The sequence below is a fragment of the Marinobacterium nitratireducens genome, from assembly GCF_014645375.1.
Classification (GTDB): Bacteria; Pseudomonadota; Gammaproteobacteria; order Pseudomonadales; family Balneatricaceae; genus Marinobacterium_A; species Marinobacterium_A nitratireducens.
Genome location: NZ_BMLT01000003.1, coordinates 349,366 through 367,525, shown reverse-complemented (window position 1 = coordinate 367,525; position 18,160 = coordinate 349,366). Strand labels below are relative to the sequence as shown.

Below are 18,160 nucleotides of genomic sequence, written 5' to 3'. Positions count from 1 at the left end.
TTCTACAGCTGCTGCTCGGCCAGCTTGAGGTCCAGAGTCGCCTTGAGCAGCTTGAACAGCCGGATGGAGGCGTCGATTTCGTCCTTGCGGTTGGTCAGGCTTTCGATGTTGAGGCCCAGCGGAATGCCCAGCGGCGCCACGGCTTCGAGAATCTGCTCGAGGTTGCTGCGGCAGACGCGAATGGATTCGGACAACGGGTTGCGGGCATCGAGGATGCGCCAGCGGGTCGCTTCCGGCACCGAAATTCCCAGCCACTCCATGAATTCCAGGGTTTTGGCGCTGCCGCAGGGCGTGAAAGTCAGGATGATGCGCTGCGGTTCGACGCCGCGGGCCCGGCATTCGCGGGCGTAACTGCTCAGCAGGTCGATGGTCGCCTGGGCGTTGTAGACGGCCTGCGAGACGAAGTAGCTGCAGCCCTGGGCGCTTTTTTCGATCAGGCGCAGGTGCTCGTTGCCCTTGACCGCGTGGCGCTCGGCGATGGTGACACCGCCCAGGTGGTAGTCCAGCGGATGCTGGGCGAGGCTGCGATAGGCTTCGGGCAGTGACAGCCGGATGCTGCCGTCGGACGAGGGGCTGCCCACCAGGACCAGGTCACGGACGTTGAATTCGGTCCGCGACTGCTCCAGCCAGCGCTCGAAGTCGGCGCGATCGCGCTGTGCTACGCTTTTGTAGGTGATCACCGGATGGGCGCTTTTCTCGCGCAGCAGCGCCGAATACTCCCTCGGATCGAGCGTCTGCATGTAGGGGAAGGGCCGGGGTTTGCTGATCCGGCTGCTTTCATCCTGGATGTCGTAAACGATGAGGCCGTCATAGTCGATCTGGCTCAGACGGGCGAGCAGCTTGTCGGCGATTTCCGAGACCTTTTCCGGCTCGGTGTTGTCGCGCGGCGGGGTGGTGCCGACAAAATAGACACCGCGGTTCGGGTCGGAAAATTTCTGTTCCAGGGGAGTAGTCATGGCTGCTCGGGCTCTGTTCGTCTTGTCTAAGTTCCGAATAGTCTAACAGTGAACGTTTTTCATGTAATTGGGTTATAAGTTGAAATCTTTTTCAGTAAAGTTGAGGGATTCTAAAGTTGGCGCCCCAGGGCCCGGAGGTAACCCATCATGAGCCAGTTCGATCTCGGTGAAACCCAGCGGCAACTGGAGCAGCACGGCGACGGCATTCCGCCGCTCGAGCGATGGAATCCCGACTTCTGCGGCGACATCGATATGCGGATCGCCCGCGATGGGACCTGGTACTACTGCGGCAGCCCGATCGGCCGCAAGGCCATGGTGCGCATGTTCTCGCGGGTGCTCTGGCCGGAAGCGGGCAGCTATTTTCTCAAGACCCCGGTGGAAAAGGTTGGCATTCGCGTCGATGATCTGCCGTTTCAGGTCGTCAATCTCGAGCTTCGCGAGGGCCCGTTTGGTCAGGAGCTGCATTTCACCACCACCACCGACGATCATATCGTCGCAGGTCCCGAACACCGCATCCGGGTGACGCAGGATCCGCAAACCGGCGAGCCCGCACCCGAGATCGAGGTGCGTTTTGGCATGTCGGGGCGCATACACCGCAACCTCTTCTACCAGTTGGTGGACATGGCCGCCACCGAGCCTGCTGCCGGCGGCGGCGATGAGCTGGTGGTGTACAGCCTTGGGGAGCGGTTCTCCCTCGGGCATTTGTAGGGAATCGAGGGGCCCGCCCCGCGGTGCCAGACCGCCAGGCGCTAGACCCGTTGCAGCTCCCGTTTCATCAGACTGTCCAGGTCGGCATCCGTCAGCAGCCAGTGGCGGACGTTATGGCTCTCGCACAGCGCGATCTGGCCACGCTGATGCAGTGCTTCTATGGCTTCCAGGTTGTCTTCCTCGTCGCCGCCCAGCAGGGTCACCAGATCGTCCTCGAACAGTTTACCGCCGGACAGGGCGGCGAGGATGCGGATTTCAAGTGTACTGGCGGGGAAGGGGAGCCGGAAGCGGATGCGTTCGGCCATGCGATCGGAAATCAGCGGGTGGCGGGTGACGGTTTTTTCCCAGGGGCAGCGATAGGGAATCGGAACCCACTCGGCGCCCGGGTAGGTTTCCAGGGTTCGCAATATCGTATCCGCGGTCAAGCCGGAGATTTTGCATTCCATATAGAGGCCCAATCAACAAGAGAATAAGCTTCACGGCCGGCTTGTCGATGGGCGGCCGGACCGCACAATTCGCAGGGTTCCCCCGTGACCGGTGTCGGGGATGAAGACTCGGAGTGCCTGAGGGGCCTGGGGTAGTTGGCCGGTGAGTGGAAGCAATCGCACCTTTTCGTTGTCGTAATCCTGCGCTTGTCCTCAGTATAGACAAGTTCGTTGTGCCTGCATTGGGCGTGGATTTGCAGCCTTTCAGGCCAGATGATCCAGTGCGTAGTCGGTGCGGTTGATCGGCTGTCGCAGCACGAAGTTGGAAATGATCGAGCGCACGCCGTCGATGCTGGTAAGGCGGTTGAGCAGCAGTTGCTGGTAATGATCCAGGTCCGGCACCACCACCTTGAGCACGTAGTCGGCGGTACTGCCGGTGATCAGGTAGCATTCCATCACTTCCGGCATTTCGCCGATGGTGCGTTCGAAACTGCTCAGGCGCTCCTGGGTCTGGGCTTCCAGCGAGATATGCACCAGTACCGTCATGGGCAGGCCGATCCGGGCCGGATCCAGAATCACCACCTGACGGGCGACGAAGCCCTCTTCTTCCAGCCGCTTGATGCGCCGGCTGCACGGCGTTGCGGAGAGACCCACCCGGTCGGCGATATCGGCCACGGACAACCTGGCGTCCTGCTGCAGCAATTCGAGGATGCGGCGATCGATGCGATCGAGCTTGTGGCCGGTCATTGGGTTCCCTGAAAACGGTGGTGTTGGCGTAAGTTTAGGGATGGGCGCAGAAAATCACCAGAATTTATGCCGTGTGCGCAGGATATCGCTACGTTTTGGTGGTTATTCGCAGTCGGGCGCCGGTCCGACCCTGAGCCGGGTGTAGTAAGGACGAAACAGATCGGCCGCGGCTTGGGTGTGATAGGGGTGGCGTTCGTACAGACTGATATCCGAGCGGGTGCAGTCGCCGGGACGGCGTTCGAGCTGCAGAACCAGGCGGTGCGGGGGACTCTGGCGGTCGTTGCGCAGATGCAGCTCGTGGCGCACCCAGAGTCCCGCGGCGGGACTGCGCGCCCGTACGCTCCCGGCTTCCGGCACAGGCAGCAGCAGCCAGGCGCGGCCGTTATCGCAGAGCAGGCGCGAGATCGCCGCCAGCAGGTCCGTCAGCGGCAAAGCGTCGTTGTGGCGAGCCAGGGCCTGCCGGTCGCAGCGATTGGGCGTCGAGGCGGTGAAGAACGGCGGGTTGCACAGAATGCCATCGTAGCCTTCCCCGTCCGGGGTCAGTTCGCGCACATCCGCCTCGATCAGGCTCAGGCGGTCGGCCCAGGGGCTGGCGGCGAAATTCTGTCTGGCCTGGGCGGCGGCGTCAGCGTCCACCTCGACCGCGTCTATGCGGGCGCTGCTGCGTTGCGCCGCGAACAGCGCCAGCAACCCGGTGCCGGTGCCGATATCGAGGATCCGTCGGGCGTCTTCGACCGGGGCCCAGGCGCCGAGCAGGCTGGCATCGGTGGTGACCTTCATGGCGCAGCTCCCCTGCTCGATGCGAAACTGGCGGCACTGGAAGTAACTGTTGCGATGTCGGGGCATGGTGGATTCACCGGGGCGTTGGTGCGATGGCGGCTATGATAATGGAACGGCGCACCGCTGACAGCTGTGCCGTCGACAGCTGGCGGGCAGCGCGGTAGGCTGCGTGCGGTTTAGCTATGATGGGAAAGACAATTGGCCGAGCAGTACTGGTACGTCTACATACTCAGCTGTGCCGACGGCAGCCTCTACACCGGCGTCACCACGGATCCCGAGCGGCGGCTGCGCGAGCACAACGAGGATAACCGTCTGGCGGCGAAATACACCCGAGTGAGACGGCCTGTGACCCTGGCCTGGCACGAACGCCAGCCACGGCGGGCGGATGCGCTGCGTCGCGAAATCGAAATCAAGCGCCTGACGCGCAAGCGCAAGCTGGCGCTGATCGCCGGCCTTGCAACCGCCTGACGGTTGTAGGAGCTCGCTCCGCGATCGAACCTTCGAACTGGGCACAGAACCGGATCGCCCACGGAGTGGGCTCCTACGTTTCGAAACGGCGCCCCGCGGCGAATGGGGTCGCATCGGGCCAGAAACTTCGCGGCGGGGCGCCGCTCCCACTGTATCGGCTACCCGGCAGCTTTTGTAGGAGCTCGCTCCGCGAGCGAACCTTCGAACCAGGCACAGAACCGGATCGCCCACGGAGTGGGCTCCTACGTTTCGAAATGCCGGCCAGCGGCGAATCGCTTTATTTCTTCTGACGCGACAGCCGCTTTTTCAGTTTCTCCAGCAGCGGCGAGATCAGCGCACGAATGCCGGGCTCGCGACCCTGGGCAAATGGCAGCGGGCGCAGCACGCGCATCGCCGCAAGGCCAATGCGTGCGCTGAGGATGCCGGCGCCCAGGCCCTGGCCGGCGCGTGCGCTGAGCGTGCCGGCCAGCGCCGCGCTGCCGAGGTCGTCCGACAGTTGGTCGATCGCCACTTCGCTGGCGCCAACGAAGGTCAGTTGCGCCAGCACCTTGCGCAACAGCCGCATGCGGGTTGGCCAGGACGGCGCGACGCCGTAGACCTGGCCGATCTCATCGATCATCTGCAGGCTGCGCCAAAGCGCCAGCAGCATGTCCAGTGCAGCCCAGGGGCTGAACGCCACCGCCACGCCGGTCTGGGCGCTGTAACGCGACACCAGTTGCATGGCCTGGGTGTCCAGTTGCGCGACGAAGTGCCGGTCCAGGTGTCCCAGGGTTTCGTTGTCATCGCTGTAATCGGGCAGTTGCTCCAGCGCACGGTCCAGCAGCGGCGCCTGGGGCTTGTCGGCGTAAAAGGCCTTCATGGCCTCGAGCAGGGCACGGCTGCGGCCGGCGGTATGCCGCCCGAGCTGGCGCTCGGCGCCAAGGCGCAGCCGGCCGAGCCGGTCGAGGCTGCGCCGCGCCCGCAGAAACGACAGCAGAGAGCGCGTTGCCAGCAGGGCGACAGCACCGAACAGCGCCGCCACGACCGCCGCCGCGCTCCAGTGCAGACTGAGCGCGGCATTGAACAGTCGTACCAGCTCCGCAACCGCGATGACCGTCAGCAGCACCAGCAGGCCGGCTCCCAGGGTGCCCAGCCCCCGTACCGGAAGGCGCTCGAGCTTCAGCGCGCCGGGGTCGGGCCGGCCTGGCTGGGGTTCTGCGGCGGTGACCGGCTCCGGCACCGCGATCAGCTGATCTTCCGTTGTCGGCACGAACCGGCGTGCGCGTCGGGGGCGTTCCGTTTCGGTCTCGGCGCTTGCGGGCGGCGGTGGCGTGAAGCGCCGGCCGCTGCGTTCGGAGGCATCCGGGTCGGAGGTCATACGCATTTGTCTCCCAGCAGCAGGTTGAGTACGGTGTCCAGGCGGATGTGGGGGATGGCGTCGGCGTTGCGGGATGACATCCCCGCAGGCGGGCGCAGCGGCGGAATATCCCAGTCCATCAGCCGCTGCCAGTGTTCGCTGTCGGGCAGGCGGGACGGAAAGCGCGGGTGCACGTAACCGACCGGTCGCCCTTCGCTGTCGAAGCCGGACAGGGCTCTTTCTCCGTCGTCCTCGAGTTCGCGGGAGCAGCGTACCGCCGAGGTGGCCTCGCAGGCCGGCTGTATGCCCTCGTATTCGGCGTGGCGGTAGGCGTCGGCGACCAGACCCGCGAGAAAGGCGCGCACCGCTTCGTGATCGTCGGACACCACCTGGTCGATCTTGGTGGCGGCGTAGAGTACCCGGTCGATCCGGGGGCGGATCAGCTGCAACAGGCGGTTCTGCCGGCCGTAATGGAAACTGTCCGTAATGCGTGTCAGCGCCTCGCGCATATCGTCGATCAGCGCCGGGCCGCCGTTGAGCGCGCTGACCACGTCCACCAGTACCAGCTGCCGGTCGATGCGGCTGAAAAAATGCCGGTAAAAGGGTTCCACCAGATTGCGCACGTAGGCCTGATAGCGTGCCCGGCAGGTACCGTACCAGCTGTTCTCGGCAGCGCCCTCGAGCGCGGCCGGATCCTGCTGTGCCAGGCCCGGCAGGGGAACGAACTGCATCAGAGCTTCGTCGTCGTTGTGGCCGGGCAGCAGGAAGCGTCCCGGTTGAATCTGGCTCAGGCCCTGCTCCTTGCAGGCGGCAAGGAAGTCTCGAAATGCCTGCTGCAGTCGGGCGAGTTCCTCGTTGTCGACCTCGGCGAGCGGGTCGATCGCCGCCAGGCTTGCCATCAGCTGCGGCGCCAGCTCCGCATGCGGTGCGCGGGCGAAGCGATTGCCGCACTCCAGGCTCCAGTCGCGAAAGCTGGTGTCGCGAAGTGGCAGGTCGAGCAGCCACTCGCCGGGGTAGTCGCGGATTTCCAGCCAGAGGGAAAAATGATCCCGTGCGAAGGGGTTGAGGGACCCGGGCTTGCGCCCCAGACGCAGCTCCAGCAGGCAACCGCTGGCGTCCCGGGTCGGCTCGGGCCAGGCCGGCGGCTGGCCTGACAACTGTCGCCAGGCTTGCTGGTACGGGAAGGGCGGCAACTGCGGGTCTTCCAGCGGATGCAGGCGTACATCGAGCAGCCGGCCGCTCAGTACCGGCGAAAAGCCCGGCAGGCTGGATTTTTTGTGCTGCAGCAACTGGTTGATCAGGCTGGTGATAAAGGTCGATTTGCCGCTGCGGCTGAGGCCGGTGACGCCGAGGCAGAGGCGGCGGTCGCGCAGTCGGTCGATCTGTATGCCGATATCGCGGGCCAGCCGCCCGGAAGCCGCGCGGGAGCGGTCGAGAAAGGCGTTTGCCATCTTGTCGGTTCATCCCTGGGAGCCACGATCGCTCTCCATACTGCCACCCTTGGCAGAGGGCGTACAGAGTCAAGCCGCTGGATGAGGGTAGTAGGATGTTATATTATCACACTTTATCGTTCGACAGGTGCAAGAGGATAAGGATGAAAGTCGTAACCCTGGCTATGCTGGCGACCCTGAGCGGTCTGGTTCAAGCCGAAGATTTCGAGCGCCAGCACGGCAGTCACGCCCACGGCGTCGGGCAGCTCGACCTGGTGCTCGAAGCACCCGTGCTGGAGATTCAGCTGACGTCGCCGGCCGTGAATCTCGTCGGCTTCGAACATCCGGCCGTCGAGCCTCTGCAGCGGCAAAAAGTCGAGGCGGCGGTGGCAACGCTCGAGCAGGGCTACGAAGTGCTGAGGCTGCCGGCCGCCGCCGCCTGTCTGCTGGACGAGGTAAGGGTGCAGCAGCAACTGCTGGCCGGCAGCAGCGCGGATCGGCATGAACGTACTGATGACCATGACCATGACCATGACCATGACCATGACCATGACCATGACCATGACCACCGCCATGAAAAGGCGCATGATCATCACGAGGAGCATGGTCATCATGCGGAGCATGAACATGGCGACGAAGCAGTCGGCGCAGAGGATGTTTCCGGGCACAGCGACTTCGAGGTGAGCTATCGCTTTCGTTGCGCAAGCCCCGAGCGGCTCGATCGGGTTTCGGTGGAACTCTTCAGCCACTTTCCGGGTCTTGAGAAGCTCGAGGTTCGCATGATCATACCGTCGGGGCAGCGGGCACGCGTGCTTGACGCCGACAACCGGGAGATGGATTTCTGAACAGCAGGCAGGCGGCAATAGAGATAACGGATTTGCGCTTTGGATGGCGGCCGGGCGCAGAGGTGCTGAATATAGCGTCGCTCAGGGTCGAGACAGGCGAGTCCCTGTTTCTGCGCGGTCCCTCCGGCAGCGGCAAGAGCACCCTGCTAAGCCTGATCGGGGCGGTGGTGACGCCCGATGGCGGTCGCATCCGCGTGCTCGGTCAGGAGCTCGGCAGCCTTGCGGGGGCGGCGCGGGACCGCTTTCGCGCTGACCACCTCGGCGTGATCTTTCAGCTCTTCAATCTGCTGCCGTACCTGTCGGTGCTGGAGAACGTGGTGCTCCCCTGCCACTTCTCCGGACGCCGTCGCCGTCGCACGATTGAAAACACCGGAAGTCCCGAGACAGAGGGGCGCCGGCTGCTGGAGCATCTGGGGCTCGGTGATCCGCTGATACTGAGCCGCCCGGTGTCGGAACTGTCGGTCGGGCAGCAGCAGAGGGTCGCCGCCGCGCGGGCGCTGATTGGCGCGCCCGAAATCCTGATCGCCGATGAGCCGACCTCGGCGCTCGATACCGACGCCCGCGATGCCTTCATCGCGCTGCTGTGCGCCGAGGCCGCCCGCGTCGGCAGCAGCCTGCTGTTCGTCAGCCATGACGCCGCACTGGCGCGAGACTTCGACCGTCAGCTCGATCTGGCGCAGATCAACCGAGTGACGAGGGCGGGCTGATGGAAATCGTGCGACTGGCCTGGAAAAGCCTGCTCAATCGCCGCGGCAGCGCGGCGCTGACGATACTGAGCATCGCCATCAGCGTGATGCTGCTACTGGGCGTCGACCAGATCCGCAGCCAGGTGCGGGACAGCTTCACCAGTACGGTTTCCGGCACCGACCTGATCGTCGGCGCCCGTAGCGGTCAGACCCAACTGCTGCTGTACTCGGTATTTCATATCGGCAACGCCACCAACAACGTCGACTGGCAGAGTTATCGCGAGATCGCCGCGCACCCGCAGGTCGACTGGACCATCCCGCTGTCGCTGGGGGACTCGCATCGCGGTTTCCGCGTGGTTGGCACCAGTGACGCCTTCTTCGAGCATTACCGTTATGGCCGTGGCCAGCGGCCCGGGTTCCGCCATGGCGGCGCCTTTGCCGGATTGCACGATGCGGTGATCGGCGCCGAGGTGGCCGAACGCCTGGGTTACGGTCTCGGGCAGACGATGGTTATCGCCCATGGCCTTGGCAGCACCAGCTTCGCGAACCATGACGACCAGCCGTTTCGTGTCGTCGGGGTGCTCGAGCGCACCGGCACGCCGCTGGACCGCAGCGTGCTGGTGAGCCTGGAGGCGATCGAGGCGATCCACGCAGGCTGGGCGAGCGGCACGCGGCTGCCCGGCCGGCCGGCACCGGCGGCAGAGGATCTGACCCCCAAGCAGATCACGGCCTTTCTGGTCGGGCTCAAGTCCAAGGTGGCCACTTTCCGCCTGCAGCGGGCCATCAACGACTACCGCAAGGAGCCCTTGCTGGCGATACTGCCGGGCGTGGCCCTGGCCGAACTCTGGAGCCTGATGAGCGTGGCGGAGCGTGCGCTGCTGCTGGTATCGGCGTGCGTGGTTTTCAGCGGCCTCGCCGGCATGCTGACGGTACTGCTGGCCGGTCTGCGCGAGCGGCGGCGCGAGATCGCCATCCTGCGCTCGGTCGGCGCCCGTCCCTGGCAGTTGCTGTCGTTGCTGACCAGCGAGGCGGCACTGCTGACGCTGTGTGGCTGTCTTGCGGGTATGGCGCTGATGTACAGCGGGCTCTGGGCCGCCCGGCCGCTGGTTGAGCAGTGGAGCGGCCTGCGGCTGGAGCTTCTGGCGCCGAACGCGCATCAGTGGCTGTTGCTGGCGCTGGTGCAGGGCGCGGGTATACTGATCGGCCTTGTTCCTGGCTGGCGCGCCTATCGCTATTCGCTGGCCGAAGGCATGACCATAAGACTATGACGGATTGCGAATGAAACGATTGCTGGCTTCACTCTGCCTGCTGGCCCTGTGCTGGACGCCTTTCCTGAACGCCGCCGACGTGCTGAACGGCCGCGCGGTCGAGACCATCGACTGGGAAGCGCTGATGCCCCCGAACTTCAGCTTCGATCAGGTTTACGGCAGCGACGACCTGAGCAGTCTCGATGATTTCGATCCGGCGGCGCAGCGCAAGCTCGATGAGATGATGCAGGCGCTCAGCTCCGCGCCTGTGGTGGCCTCCCTGGATGGGCGGATGGTCAGACTGCCAGGATTCGTGGTACCGGTGGAGGGTGAAGGGCAAAGGGTTACCAGCTTCTTTCTGGTGCCCTGGTTCGGGGCCTGCATCCATACGCCGCCGCCGCCGTCGAACCAGATCGTCTACGCCCACTTCGAACCCGGCACCGAGCTTCAGAACCTCTACGATGCGGTCTGGGTGACCGGAGTGCTGCGGGTCGAGACTTTCAGTCATGAGCTGGCCTCGGCCGGCTATCGACTCGACGCCTATCGTATCGAGCCGTATGAGGAGTGACGGGTGACGTGTAACGCCTGATGTAGATGCAGTGCTTTGACGGTTGCGGGGAGCGGGAATGGACGCCATTGTCAGCGTGATACTGGAATCGGGTCGCACCGCGATCGATCTTGCGCTCTATATACTGCTGCCGATACTGGTGGTGATGCTGGCGCTGATGAAGCTGCTCGAGTCCTGGGGGCTGATGGCCTGGATCGCGAACCGGCTGGCGCCGGTGCTCGGTATTTTCGGCCTGCCGGGGCTTGGTATCTTCGCCATGGTCAAGCTGCTGCTGGTCAGCTTCTCGGCGCCGGTCGCGACGCTGGCGCTGATGGACCGCAACGGCACTTCGCTGCGCCATATCGCCGCGACCCTGGCGATGGTCATGACCATGTCCCAGGCCAATGTGGTGTTTCCGATGGTCGCGGTCGGCCTCAACCTGCCGGTCATAATGGCGACCTCGATAATAGGCGGGCTCTTCTCCGCCGCGCTGACCTACTATCTGCTGGTGCGTGAAGACGGCCAGGAGGCCGCCACGGCAGTGGGGCCCGTACAGGCGCCGGGCGAGCGCCGCGCCACAATGCAAGTGCTGGCCGAGGGCGGGCAGGAGGGGATGAAAATCGCCCTGGCATCGCTGCCGATGCTGCTGCTGGCGCTGTGTTTCGTCGGCGCCCTCGAGGCGACCGGCGCGATCGGCCTGATCAGTACCCTGCTGGCGCCGCTGCTGGGGATGCTGGGATTGCCCGATGCCGCCGTACTGCCCATCGTGACCAAGTTCATCGCTGGCGGCACCGCCTTTATGGGGGTGACTCTGGACCTGATGAACCAGGGCCAGATCAGTGCCGCCGATCTCAACCGCATGGCCGGCTTCGTCACCAACCCGCTGGATCTTGCCGGCGTGGCGATTTTCGCGGCGGCCGGCAAGCGCGTCGGCGCCATTGCACGGGCCGCGGTGCTGGGCGCGATCGCCGGCATGCTGCTGCGCGGCGTACTGCACCTGCTGATATTTTGAAATTCGTGAGTGGGTAGACGGTAGGATGGGTGGAGCCGCCATCTCGGGGGTAGACAGTTTGCACTGCGTCTCGCGCGGCGTAACCCATCATCGGCGGCGCTTGAGGGGTCAGTGACGCCCGGGCCACATATAGGCCGTGCCCCGTGCCCAGGCGTCGTTCCACCCCTTCAACGATGGTTGTACACTGGACGCATTTTTCAGGATTCAAAGAGCGAACGCGATGCGATATCCCGCAACCAAACTGCCCCGCGTCGGCACGACGATTTTCACCGAGATGTCCCAGCTGGCGGCCAGCGAAGGGGCGATCAACCTGTCGCAGGGCTTTCCCGACTTCGATGCCCCCGAGGCGCTGCGTGCGCGCGTCGCCCACCATATCGGCGAGGGCGCCAACCAGTACGCGCCCATGACCGGCGTGCCGGCCCTGCGCGAGGCCATCGCGACCAAGTGCCAGCGCCTGTACGGCCGAAAGCCCTGTGCCGATACCGAGGTCACCGTGACCTCCGGCGCCACCGAGGCGTTGTTCGCGGCGTTCGCTGCGGTGGTGCGTCAGGGCGACGAAGTCATACTGTTCGATCCCTGCTACGACAGTTACGAGCCGGCGATCGAGCTCAACGGCGGGCGCCCGGTGCGGCTGCCGCTCGACCCCGTCGACTTCGGCATCGACTGGCAGCGCCTGGCGGACGCCATCGGCCCGTGCACCCGCATGATCGTGGTCAACACGCCGCATAACCCGACCGGCACGGTGCTGTCGGCGGACGATCTGCAGCGGCTGGCGGAGCTGGTGCGCGATACCGATATCCTGCTGGTAGGTGACGAGGTGTACGAGCATATCGTCTACGACGGCCGTCGCCACCACAGTCTGCTGTGCCATGACGAGCTGGCGCAGCGCAGCTTCGTGGTGTCGTCCTTCGGCAAGACTTACCACTGCACCGGCTGGAAGGTCGGCTACTGCATCGCTCCGGCCCCGCTCTCGGCGGAGTTTCGCAAGGTACACCAGTACCTGACCTTCAGCACCGTTACGCCGGTGCAGCTGGCGCTGGCGGACTTTCTCGCCGCGGCGCCCGAGCACTATCTCGAGCTGCCGGATTTCTACCAGGCCAAGCGTGACCTGTTCTGCGAGCTGCTGTCGCCAGGCCGTTTTCGCTTTTCCCCGGCACCCGGCACCTATTTTCAGTTGCTGGACTACAGTGCCATCAGCGACCTGCCGGATACCGAGTTCGCCCGCTGGCTGACCCGTGAGGCCAAGGTCGCCGCGATTCCGGTTTCGGTGTTCTGCGAGCAGCCGCTTAAGCGCCGGCTGGTGCGTTTCTGCTTCGCCAAGGGCGAAGCCACCCTGAGGGAGGCGGCGCAACGTCTATGCAGCATCTGACACCGAACGAGGATCTGCGCCTGACGCTGGTGCAGTCGCCATTGCACTGGCAGGACGCCGGGGTCAACCGCGAGCAGTTCGACACGCTGCTGCGTCCGCTGGCCGGTACCACCGATCTGGTGGTGCTGCCGGAGATGTTCACCACCGGCTTCACCATGAAGCCGGAGGGGCTGGCCGAGCCCGAGGACGGGCCGACGTCTGACTGGATGCGTGATAGGGCCCGGGAGCTGGGCGCCGCCATCTGCGGCAGTGTGGTCACCGAAACCGCTCGCGGTTATGTCAATCGCCTGCTGTTCGTCACGCCGCAGGGGGAGCGTCATCACTACGACAAGCGTCACCTGTTTCGCATGGCCGGCGAGCACCAGCACTACGCTGCAGGCGAGGCACGCACGCTGATCCGTTACCGCGGCTGGCGTATCCTGCCCTCGGTCTGCTACGACCTGCGTTTCCCGGTGTTTCTGCGCAACCGCAACGACTACGACCTGCTGCTGTGCGTCGCCAACTGGCCGGCGCCGCGGCGCCACCCCTGGCGCGTGCTGCTGCAGGCGAGGGCGGTCGAAAACCTCTGCTACGTCGCCGGCGTCAATCGCGTCGGCCCCGATGCCAATGGCCTCGATTACAGCGGTGATTCCATGCTGGTCGATTTCAAGGGGCAGGCCCTGGTCGACCGCGCCGCCGGAGAGGCTTTTGTCGAGACGGGGACGCTGAGCGCGGCGCAACTGATCCGCTTTCGCGAGGTGTTTCCGGCCTGGCAGGACGCCGACGATTTCGTTATCCCGGCCCTGTAGACCCCCTGAGACGTCGCTGTCGGGGTTATCGATCCGGCAAAAAAAGAGATCATGCGTGAGCATTGTGCGTGCCACCGCTGGCCGGCGGGTTTTGAAAATGTTTCAAGAATGCGCCCAAAGGTGGGCGCTATACTGAGAACGCATCGCTAGACCGACCAAGTCTCGACATCCTTTCGGCTACCGGTGCAGCGGTCCGGTCAAGGACTGCGGGCCTGCCAGAACAATCTCCTATTGGCATTGAGTCCGCAACACTTCGCCGGCCCGCCCGGAAACACCAATACCTTTTGCCTGTAATGGGCTTTCTGCCGGAATCGTTCCGGTTTTCAGGGGCAAGCCGCGAGGCTGCCCCTTTTAAATGCTCTTCGCCCGACCGCCCAAATCCCTTACACTACCTGCCCACGAGGCCCCGCTGCGGGGCCGACTCGTCAGACGTACATGCAGGAGAGCGATGAGCAACGCCCCCGTCCAGAACATTCTCGAAGCCGGTCGCTGGATCGATGCCCAGGGCTGGTGCCCGGCCACCGGCGGCAACTTTTCAGAACGTGTCGGCTCCAACGAAGCGCGGATTACCGCCTCCGGCCGGCACAAGGGGCGGCTCGAGGCCGCGGATCTGCTAAGGGTCGACCTCGACGGCCGTGTCCTCGGCAGCGACCTGACGCCGTCCGCCGAAACCCTGCTGCACTGTTGCCTGTATCGCCTCGATGCGCAGATCGGTGCTGTCCTCCATACCCACTCGGTGAACAGTACCGTGCTGTCGCGGCTCACGGCGGGAGACTCGCTGCAGATAGAGGGGTTCGAGATGCAGAAGGCGCTTCGCGGCAATCATACCCACGATGAAGCCATCGACATTGCGCTGTTCGACAATACCCAGGATATGCAGGCGCTGGCTGCAGAGGTTCAGGCGCGCTGGAGTCAGGCGCCGCTGAGCTGGGGACTGCTGGTGCGCGGGCACGGCCTCTATGCCTGGGGGCGGGATATGAGCGAAGCGCGACGTCATCTCGAGGCACTGGAGTTCCTGTTTGCCTGCATCATGGACATGAAACGCCTGGGAGCCCGGATATGAAGACCACGGCCATCGTTACCGATATCGAAGGCACCACCACCGACATCCAATTCGTGCACCGGGTGCTGTTTCCCTACGCCTACGAAAAGCTTGCGGACTTTGTACGCGAACATGCACAGACACCGCCACTGGCGCCGATCCTGGAGCAGGCGCGGGAAGAACTGGGCGACCCTGACGCCGATCTCGAAACCCTGATCACGGCGTTTCGTCACTGGATCGAGCAGGACCGCAAGGTCACGCCGCTGAAAACGCTACAGGGGCTGATCTGGGTTCAGGGCTACAGCCAGGAGGACTTCAAGGGCCACCTTTACGAGGACGCCTACCGCCACCTCGAGCGCTGGCACCGCGACGGGATCGGACTCTACGTGTTTTCGTCCGGTTCGGTTCGGGCCCAGAAGCTGCTCTTCGGCTACAGCGACTTCGGCGACCTGACGCCCTGGTTCAGTGGCTATTTCGATACGACAACCGGACCCAAGCGCGATGCCGACGCCTATCGCCAGATCGTCGCGACGATCGGCTGTCCGGCCAACGAGATTCTGTTCCTGTCCGATGTCGTCGAGGAACTCGACGCCGCCCGCGAGGCCGGCCTGCGCACCTGCCTGCTGGCCAGAGACGAAAAACCCGAAGAGCCGGGCCACCCGGTAGCCGCGACCTTTGACGAAATTTCAGTTTGAACCGAGGAGCTAGCCCATGAGTGCACTGACAATCTATGCCGACGACAACCCGCAACAGGTTCTGCTCGAGACCGCGGCAGGTGACGAGATCGCCGCGGCGCTGGCCGAGATCGGCGTGCGCTTCGAGCGCTGGAAGGCCGAATGCGAGATCACGCCGCAGATGAGTCCGGACGAAATACTGGCGGCCTATGCGGGCGAAATCGAGCGCCTGAAACGTGACGAAGGCTACGTCACCGTTGATGTGATCGGCATGCTGCCGGATCATCCGCAGAAGGACGAGTTTCGTCAGAAGTTTCTTGCCGAGCACACCCACAGCGAGGACGAGGTGCGCTTCTTCGTCGAGGGCGAGGGCCTGTTCTGCCTGCACCAGGACGGCAAGGTGTTCCAGGTCCGGTGCTGCCGCGATGACCTGATCTCGGTGCCGGCGAATATTACCCACTGGTTCGACATGGGACCGGCGCCGCGCTTCACCGCGATCCGTCTGTTCAACAACCCCGAGGGCTGGGTGGCGAACTTCACCGGCAGCGATATCGCCGAGCGTTTCCCCAAGTTCGGTTAACGCGGCGTCGATCACCGAAACCGAATACTCGGTGCGCTTCACTCCGTTCAACTGCACCCTACGACGGCTTCGGACGTAGGGTGCTGGTAAGCGAAGCGCACCGCACCTTGACGACGTCAATGGCTTGCTTCACGACCTAGGAGGCGTCTTGAAAGTCTGCCCTACCTGCTTTTCCGGTCTAGACTCTAGGGTCTTGCACCTGCGGAAAAGGAGATCGGTATGCGTCCAGGTTCGTCCCGTCTGTTCAAATCCCTGTCGTTTTGCTGTTCGTTTCTGATTACTCTGCCATTGTCGGCCCAACCGATCCTCGAGGGCGATCGCAGCGTGCCGGCCGAGGCGCGCAAGGGGATGGTGGTCACCAGTCACTATCTGGCGACGGACGAGGCGCTGAAGGTCCTGGAGCAGGGCGGCAATGCCATAGACGCCGCGGTGACCGCGGCCTTTGCGCTGGCGGTGACGCAGCCGCGTTCGGGCAATATCGGCGGTGGCGGCTTCATGCTGGTGTCGTCCGGGAAAAAGGATGATGTCGTCGCCATCGACTACCGCGAGAAGGCGCCGGCGGCGGCCAGCCGCGACATGTTCCTCGATAGCGAGGGCAACGCCGACAGCGACCTCAGTCGCTATTCCCACCGCGCCGCCGGCGTACCGGGGACGGTGGCGGGTCTGGCGCTGGCGCTTGAACGCTACGGTACTTTGTCGCTGGCCGATGCGCTGGCGCCGGCGATCCGGCTGGCGGAAGAGGGCTTCGTGATCCCCCCGCGCTTCAGCGACGGCATCCGCAGCAGCGCCGAGCGGCTCAAGCAGTTCGAGTCGAGTCGCAAGGTCTTCTTCAAGCCGGATGGCAGTTTCTACGAGCCGGGCGAGCTGTTCGTGCAGAAGGAGCTGGCGGCAACCCTCCGGCGCATCGCGGAGCAGGGCGTCAAGGGCTTCTATGAAGGCGAGACCGCCGATCTGATCGTTGCCGAGATGCAGCGCGGCGGCGGTCTGATCACCCACGATGATCTGAAGAACTACGAGCCTTCGGTGCGCAAGCCGGTGCACGGCTCCTACCGCGGTTACGATGTCTACTCCATGAGCCCGCCCAGTTCCGGCGGTACCCATGTGGTGCAGATCCTGAACATCCTCGAGGGCTATCCGATCGCGGACAGCGGCCCCAACTCGGCCCGCAGCATTCACCTGATGGCCGAAGCCATGAAGCGCGCTTATGCCGACAGGTCCCAGTACCTCGGTGACACCGACTTCGTCGAGGTGCCGCTGTCCGGTCTTACCTCCAAGGACTATGCCGCCAGTCTGCGCGAAGGTATCGACCCCGACCGGGCCACACCGAGCGAGAGCATCCGGCCCGCGGATCCGGTGCCCTACGAGAGCAACGAAACCACCCACTTTTCCATCGTCGATCAGTACGGCAATGCGGTGTCCAACACCTACACCATCAACTTCAGCTACGGCTCCCATATCGTCGTCGACGGCGCCGGCTTTCTGCTCAACAATGAAATGGATGACTTCAGCGCCAAGCCCGGCGTGCCCAACGCCTATGGCCTGATCGGTGGCGAGGCTAACAGGATCGAGCCCGGCAAACGCATGCTCAGCTCGATGTCGCCGACCATCGTCAAGAAGGACGGTCGCAATTTCCTTGTCACCGGCAGCCCCGGCGGTTCGCGCATCATCACCACCACGCTGCAGGTACTGATGAACGTCATCGATCACAACCTCAATATCCAGGCGGCGGTGAATGCGCCGCGGATTCACCACCAGTGGCTGCCGGACGAGTTGCGCATCGAGCAGGGGATCAGTCCGGACACCATCGCACTGCTCGAAGGCATGGGGCACAAGGTGGTGCAGAAGCCGGCGATGGGCGCGATCCAGTCGATCATGGTGGCCGAGGATGGCACCCTTTACGGCGGCGCGGATCCCAGACGAAGCACCTCGTCGGCAAAAGGGCTGTGACTGGGCTTTGTGGGAGCCCGCTCTGCGGGCGAATTGCGTCGGGCGGTCACCAGGTTCGCCCGGAGACCGGGCTCCAACAGCCTCCGTAGTCTATGCTTAGGGCACTTCAACAACCGGAGAGCCCCAGTCATGGCCAGGGGGTATGAACGGCACTACGAGCGTCATCAGGGCCTGTCGGTATTCGGCAAGGACCTGGTGCGTCGTTGCGGCGCCCACTGCGAACTTTGTGATGCCCAGGGCGTCAGTCTGAAAATATTCGAGGTACCGCCGGTCGGCAGCGAAGCGGACTTCGACCACTGCGTGATGCTGTGTGAAAGCTGCCTCAAGCAACTGCGCAACCCGGCGCGGCGCGACCCGAATCACTGGCGCTGTCTCAACAAGGCGGTCTGGAGTCAGGTCCCGGCGGCCCGCGTGCTGGCAGTCGCGCTGCTCGAGTCCTTTATCGGGCGCGAGGACTGGGCACTGCTGCTGCGCGAGCAGCTGTACCTGTTGCCCGACGAGCAGGCCTGGGTCGACAGTATCGAGTTGTGAATGCCGAGGATGCCACCAGGGCACGGATGGGTGGGTCTTCCC

At 64.3% G+C, this 18,160-nt stretch carries 20 protein-coding genes; 14 read left to right on the top strand and 6 right to left on the bottom strand.

Translation table 11 applies throughout. The features are described from left to right. Window positions 1-2: 2 nt before the first annotated feature. Window positions 3-956: a methylenetetrahydrofolate reductase gene (locus IEX85_RS07325; protein ID WP_188859934.1), complete on the bottom strand. Its 954-nt coding sequence runs from the start codon at window positions 954-956 to the stop codon at window positions 3-5. A gap of 147 nt (window positions 957-1,103) precedes the next feature. Between IEX85_RS07325 and IEX85_RS07320 the strand changes: the two genes are divergently transcribed. After that, window positions 1,104-1,664 (top strand): DUF1285 domain-containing protein, encoded by a 561-nt coding sequence (locus IEX85_RS07320; protein ID WP_188859933.1) that lies wholly within the window; start codon window positions 1,104-1,106, stop codon window positions 1,662-1,664. A 41-nt stretch (window positions 1,665-1,705) separates the two neighbouring features. Here IEX85_RS07320 and IEX85_RS07315 read toward each other — a convergent pair whose 3' ends face one another. The 3 genes from IEX85_RS07315 to IEX85_RS07305 all read right to left on the bottom strand — a co-directional run bounded on the left by IEX85_RS07315 (window position 1,706) and on the right by IEX85_RS07305 (window position 3,682). After that, window positions 1,706-2,071, bottom strand: a complete 366-nt coding sequence (locus IEX85_RS07315; RefSeq protein ID WP_188859932.1) for a hypothetical protein — start codon at window positions 2,069-2,071, stop codon at window positions 1,706-1,708. 282 nt (window positions 2,072-2,353) lie between these two features. After that, on the bottom strand, window positions 2,354-2,836 hold the full coding sequence (locus IEX85_RS07310) for an Lrp/AsnC family transcriptional regulator (RefSeq protein ID WP_188859931.1): 483 nt from the start codon (window positions 2,834-2,836) through the stop codon (window positions 2,354-2,356). Between the two features lie 102 nt (window positions 2,837-2,938). Further along, a complete protein-coding gene (locus tag IEX85_RS07305; RefSeq protein ID WP_188859930.1) occupies window positions 2,939-3,682 on the bottom strand; it encodes a tRNA1(Val) (adenine(37)-N6)-methyltransferase in 744 nt (247 codons plus the stop codon). 132 nt (window positions 3,683-3,814) lie between these two features. On the opposite strand from IEX85_RS07305, the gene IEX85_RS07300 reads away from it, so the two are divergent. Continuing rightward, window positions 3,815-4,084 (top strand): GIY-YIG nuclease family protein, encoded by a 270-nt coding sequence (locus IEX85_RS07300; protein ID WP_188859929.1) that lies wholly within the window; start codon window positions 3,815-3,817, stop codon window positions 4,082-4,084. 277 nt (window positions 4,085-4,361) lie between these two features. On the opposite strand, the gene IEX85_RS07295 is transcribed toward IEX85_RS07300, so the two are convergent. Both IEX85_RS07295 and IEX85_RS07290 read right to left on the bottom strand, forming a co-directional pair. Next, window positions 4,362-5,447 carry a TIGR01620 family protein gene (locus tag IEX85_RS07295; protein ID WP_188859928.1) on the bottom strand — a complete coding sequence of 362 codons (1,086 nt, stop codon included), beginning with the start codon at window positions 5,445-5,447 and terminating at the stop codon, window positions 4,362-4,364. Next, window positions 5,438-6,871 (bottom strand): YcjX family GTP-binding protein, encoded by a 1,434-nt coding sequence (locus IEX85_RS07290; protein WP_188859927.1) that lies wholly within the window; start codon window positions 6,869-6,871, stop codon window positions 5,438-5,440. Before IEX85_RS07290 ends, IEX85_RS07295 begins: the two co-directional genes overlap by 10 nt. Before the next feature lie 143 nt (window positions 6,872-7,014). On the opposite strand from IEX85_RS07290, the gene IEX85_RS07285 reads away from it, so the two are divergent. The 12 genes from IEX85_RS07285 to IEX85_RS07230 all read left to right on the top strand — a co-directional run bounded on the left by IEX85_RS07285 (window position 7,015) and on the right by IEX85_RS07230 (window position 18,118). After that, on the top strand, window positions 7,015-7,695 hold the full coding sequence (locus IEX85_RS07285; protein ID WP_188859925.1) for a DUF2796 domain-containing protein: 681 nt from the start codon (window positions 7,015-7,017) through the stop codon (window positions 7,693-7,695). A gap of 62 nt (window positions 7,696-7,757) precedes the next feature. After that, entirely contained in the window at window positions 7,758-8,402 is a 645-nt protein-coding gene (locus IEX85_RS07280) for an ABC transporter ATP-binding protein (protein ID WP_229721825.1), read from the top strand. Next, a complete protein-coding gene (locus tag IEX85_RS07275) occupies window positions 8,402-9,649 on the top strand; it encodes an ABC transporter permease (RefSeq protein WP_229721824.1) in 1,248 nt (415 codons plus the stop codon). Before IEX85_RS07280 ends, IEX85_RS07275 begins: the two co-directional genes overlap by 1 nt. 10 nt (window positions 9,650-9,659) lie before the next feature. Beyond that, window positions 9,660-10,196: a DUF3299 domain-containing protein gene (locus IEX85_RS07270; protein WP_188859923.1), complete on the top strand. Its 537-nt coding sequence runs from the start codon at window positions 9,660-9,662 to the stop codon at window positions 10,194-10,196. Between the two features lie 58 nt (window positions 10,197-10,254). Then, window positions 10,255-11,187 (top strand): nucleoside recognition domain-containing protein, encoded by a 933-nt coding sequence (locus IEX85_RS07265; protein WP_188859921.1) that lies wholly within the window; start codon window positions 10,255-10,257, stop codon window positions 11,185-11,187. 220 nt (window positions 11,188-11,407) lie between these two features. Then, complete coding sequence (locus IEX85_RS07260; RefSeq protein ID WP_188859919.1) at window positions 11,408-12,556, top strand: pyridoxal phosphate-dependent aminotransferase; 1,149 nt, start codon at window positions 11,408-11,410, stop codon at window positions 12,554-12,556. Next, window positions 12,544-13,344, top strand: a complete 801-nt coding sequence (locus tag IEX85_RS07255; RefSeq protein WP_188859917.1) for an amidohydrolase — start codon at window positions 12,544-12,546, stop codon at window positions 13,342-13,344. Before IEX85_RS07260 ends, IEX85_RS07255 begins: the two co-directional genes overlap by 13 nt. Before the next feature lie 448 nt (window positions 13,345-13,792). Next, a complete protein-coding gene (locus tag IEX85_RS07250; RefSeq protein WP_188859915.1) occupies window positions 13,793-14,407 on the top strand; it encodes a methylthioribulose 1-phosphate dehydratase in 615 nt (204 codons plus the stop codon). Then, window positions 14,404-15,081 carry an acireductone synthase gene (mtnC, locus tag IEX85_RS07245; protein ID WP_188859913.1) on the top strand — a complete coding sequence of 226 codons (678 nt, stop codon included), beginning with the start codon at window positions 14,404-14,406 and terminating at the stop codon, window positions 15,079-15,081. Before IEX85_RS07250 ends, mtnC begins: the two co-directional genes overlap by 4 nt. Window positions 15,082-15,097: 16 nt before the next feature. Next, window positions 15,098-15,640 carry a 1,2-dihydroxy-3-keto-5-methylthiopentene dioxygenase gene (locus IEX85_RS07240; RefSeq protein ID WP_188859912.1) on the top strand — a complete coding sequence of 181 codons (543 nt, stop codon included), beginning with the start codon at window positions 15,098-15,100 and terminating at the stop codon, window positions 15,638-15,640. A 219-nt stretch (window positions 15,641-15,859) separates the two neighbouring features. Beyond that, window positions 15,860-17,587 carry a gamma-glutamyltransferase gene (gene ggt, locus IEX85_RS07235; protein WP_188859910.1) on the top strand — a complete coding sequence of 576 codons (1,728 nt, stop codon included), beginning with the start codon at window positions 15,860-15,862 and terminating at the stop codon, window positions 17,585-17,587. A 129-nt stretch (window positions 17,588-17,716) separates the two neighbouring features. Continuing rightward, the gene (locus IEX85_RS07230; protein ID WP_188859907.1) at window positions 17,717-18,118 is read left to right on the top strand and encodes a phnA protein; all 402 of its coding nucleotides are present in this window, start codon (window positions 17,717-17,719) and stop codon (window positions 18,116-18,118) included. Window positions 18,119-18,160: the final 42 nt, after the last annotated feature.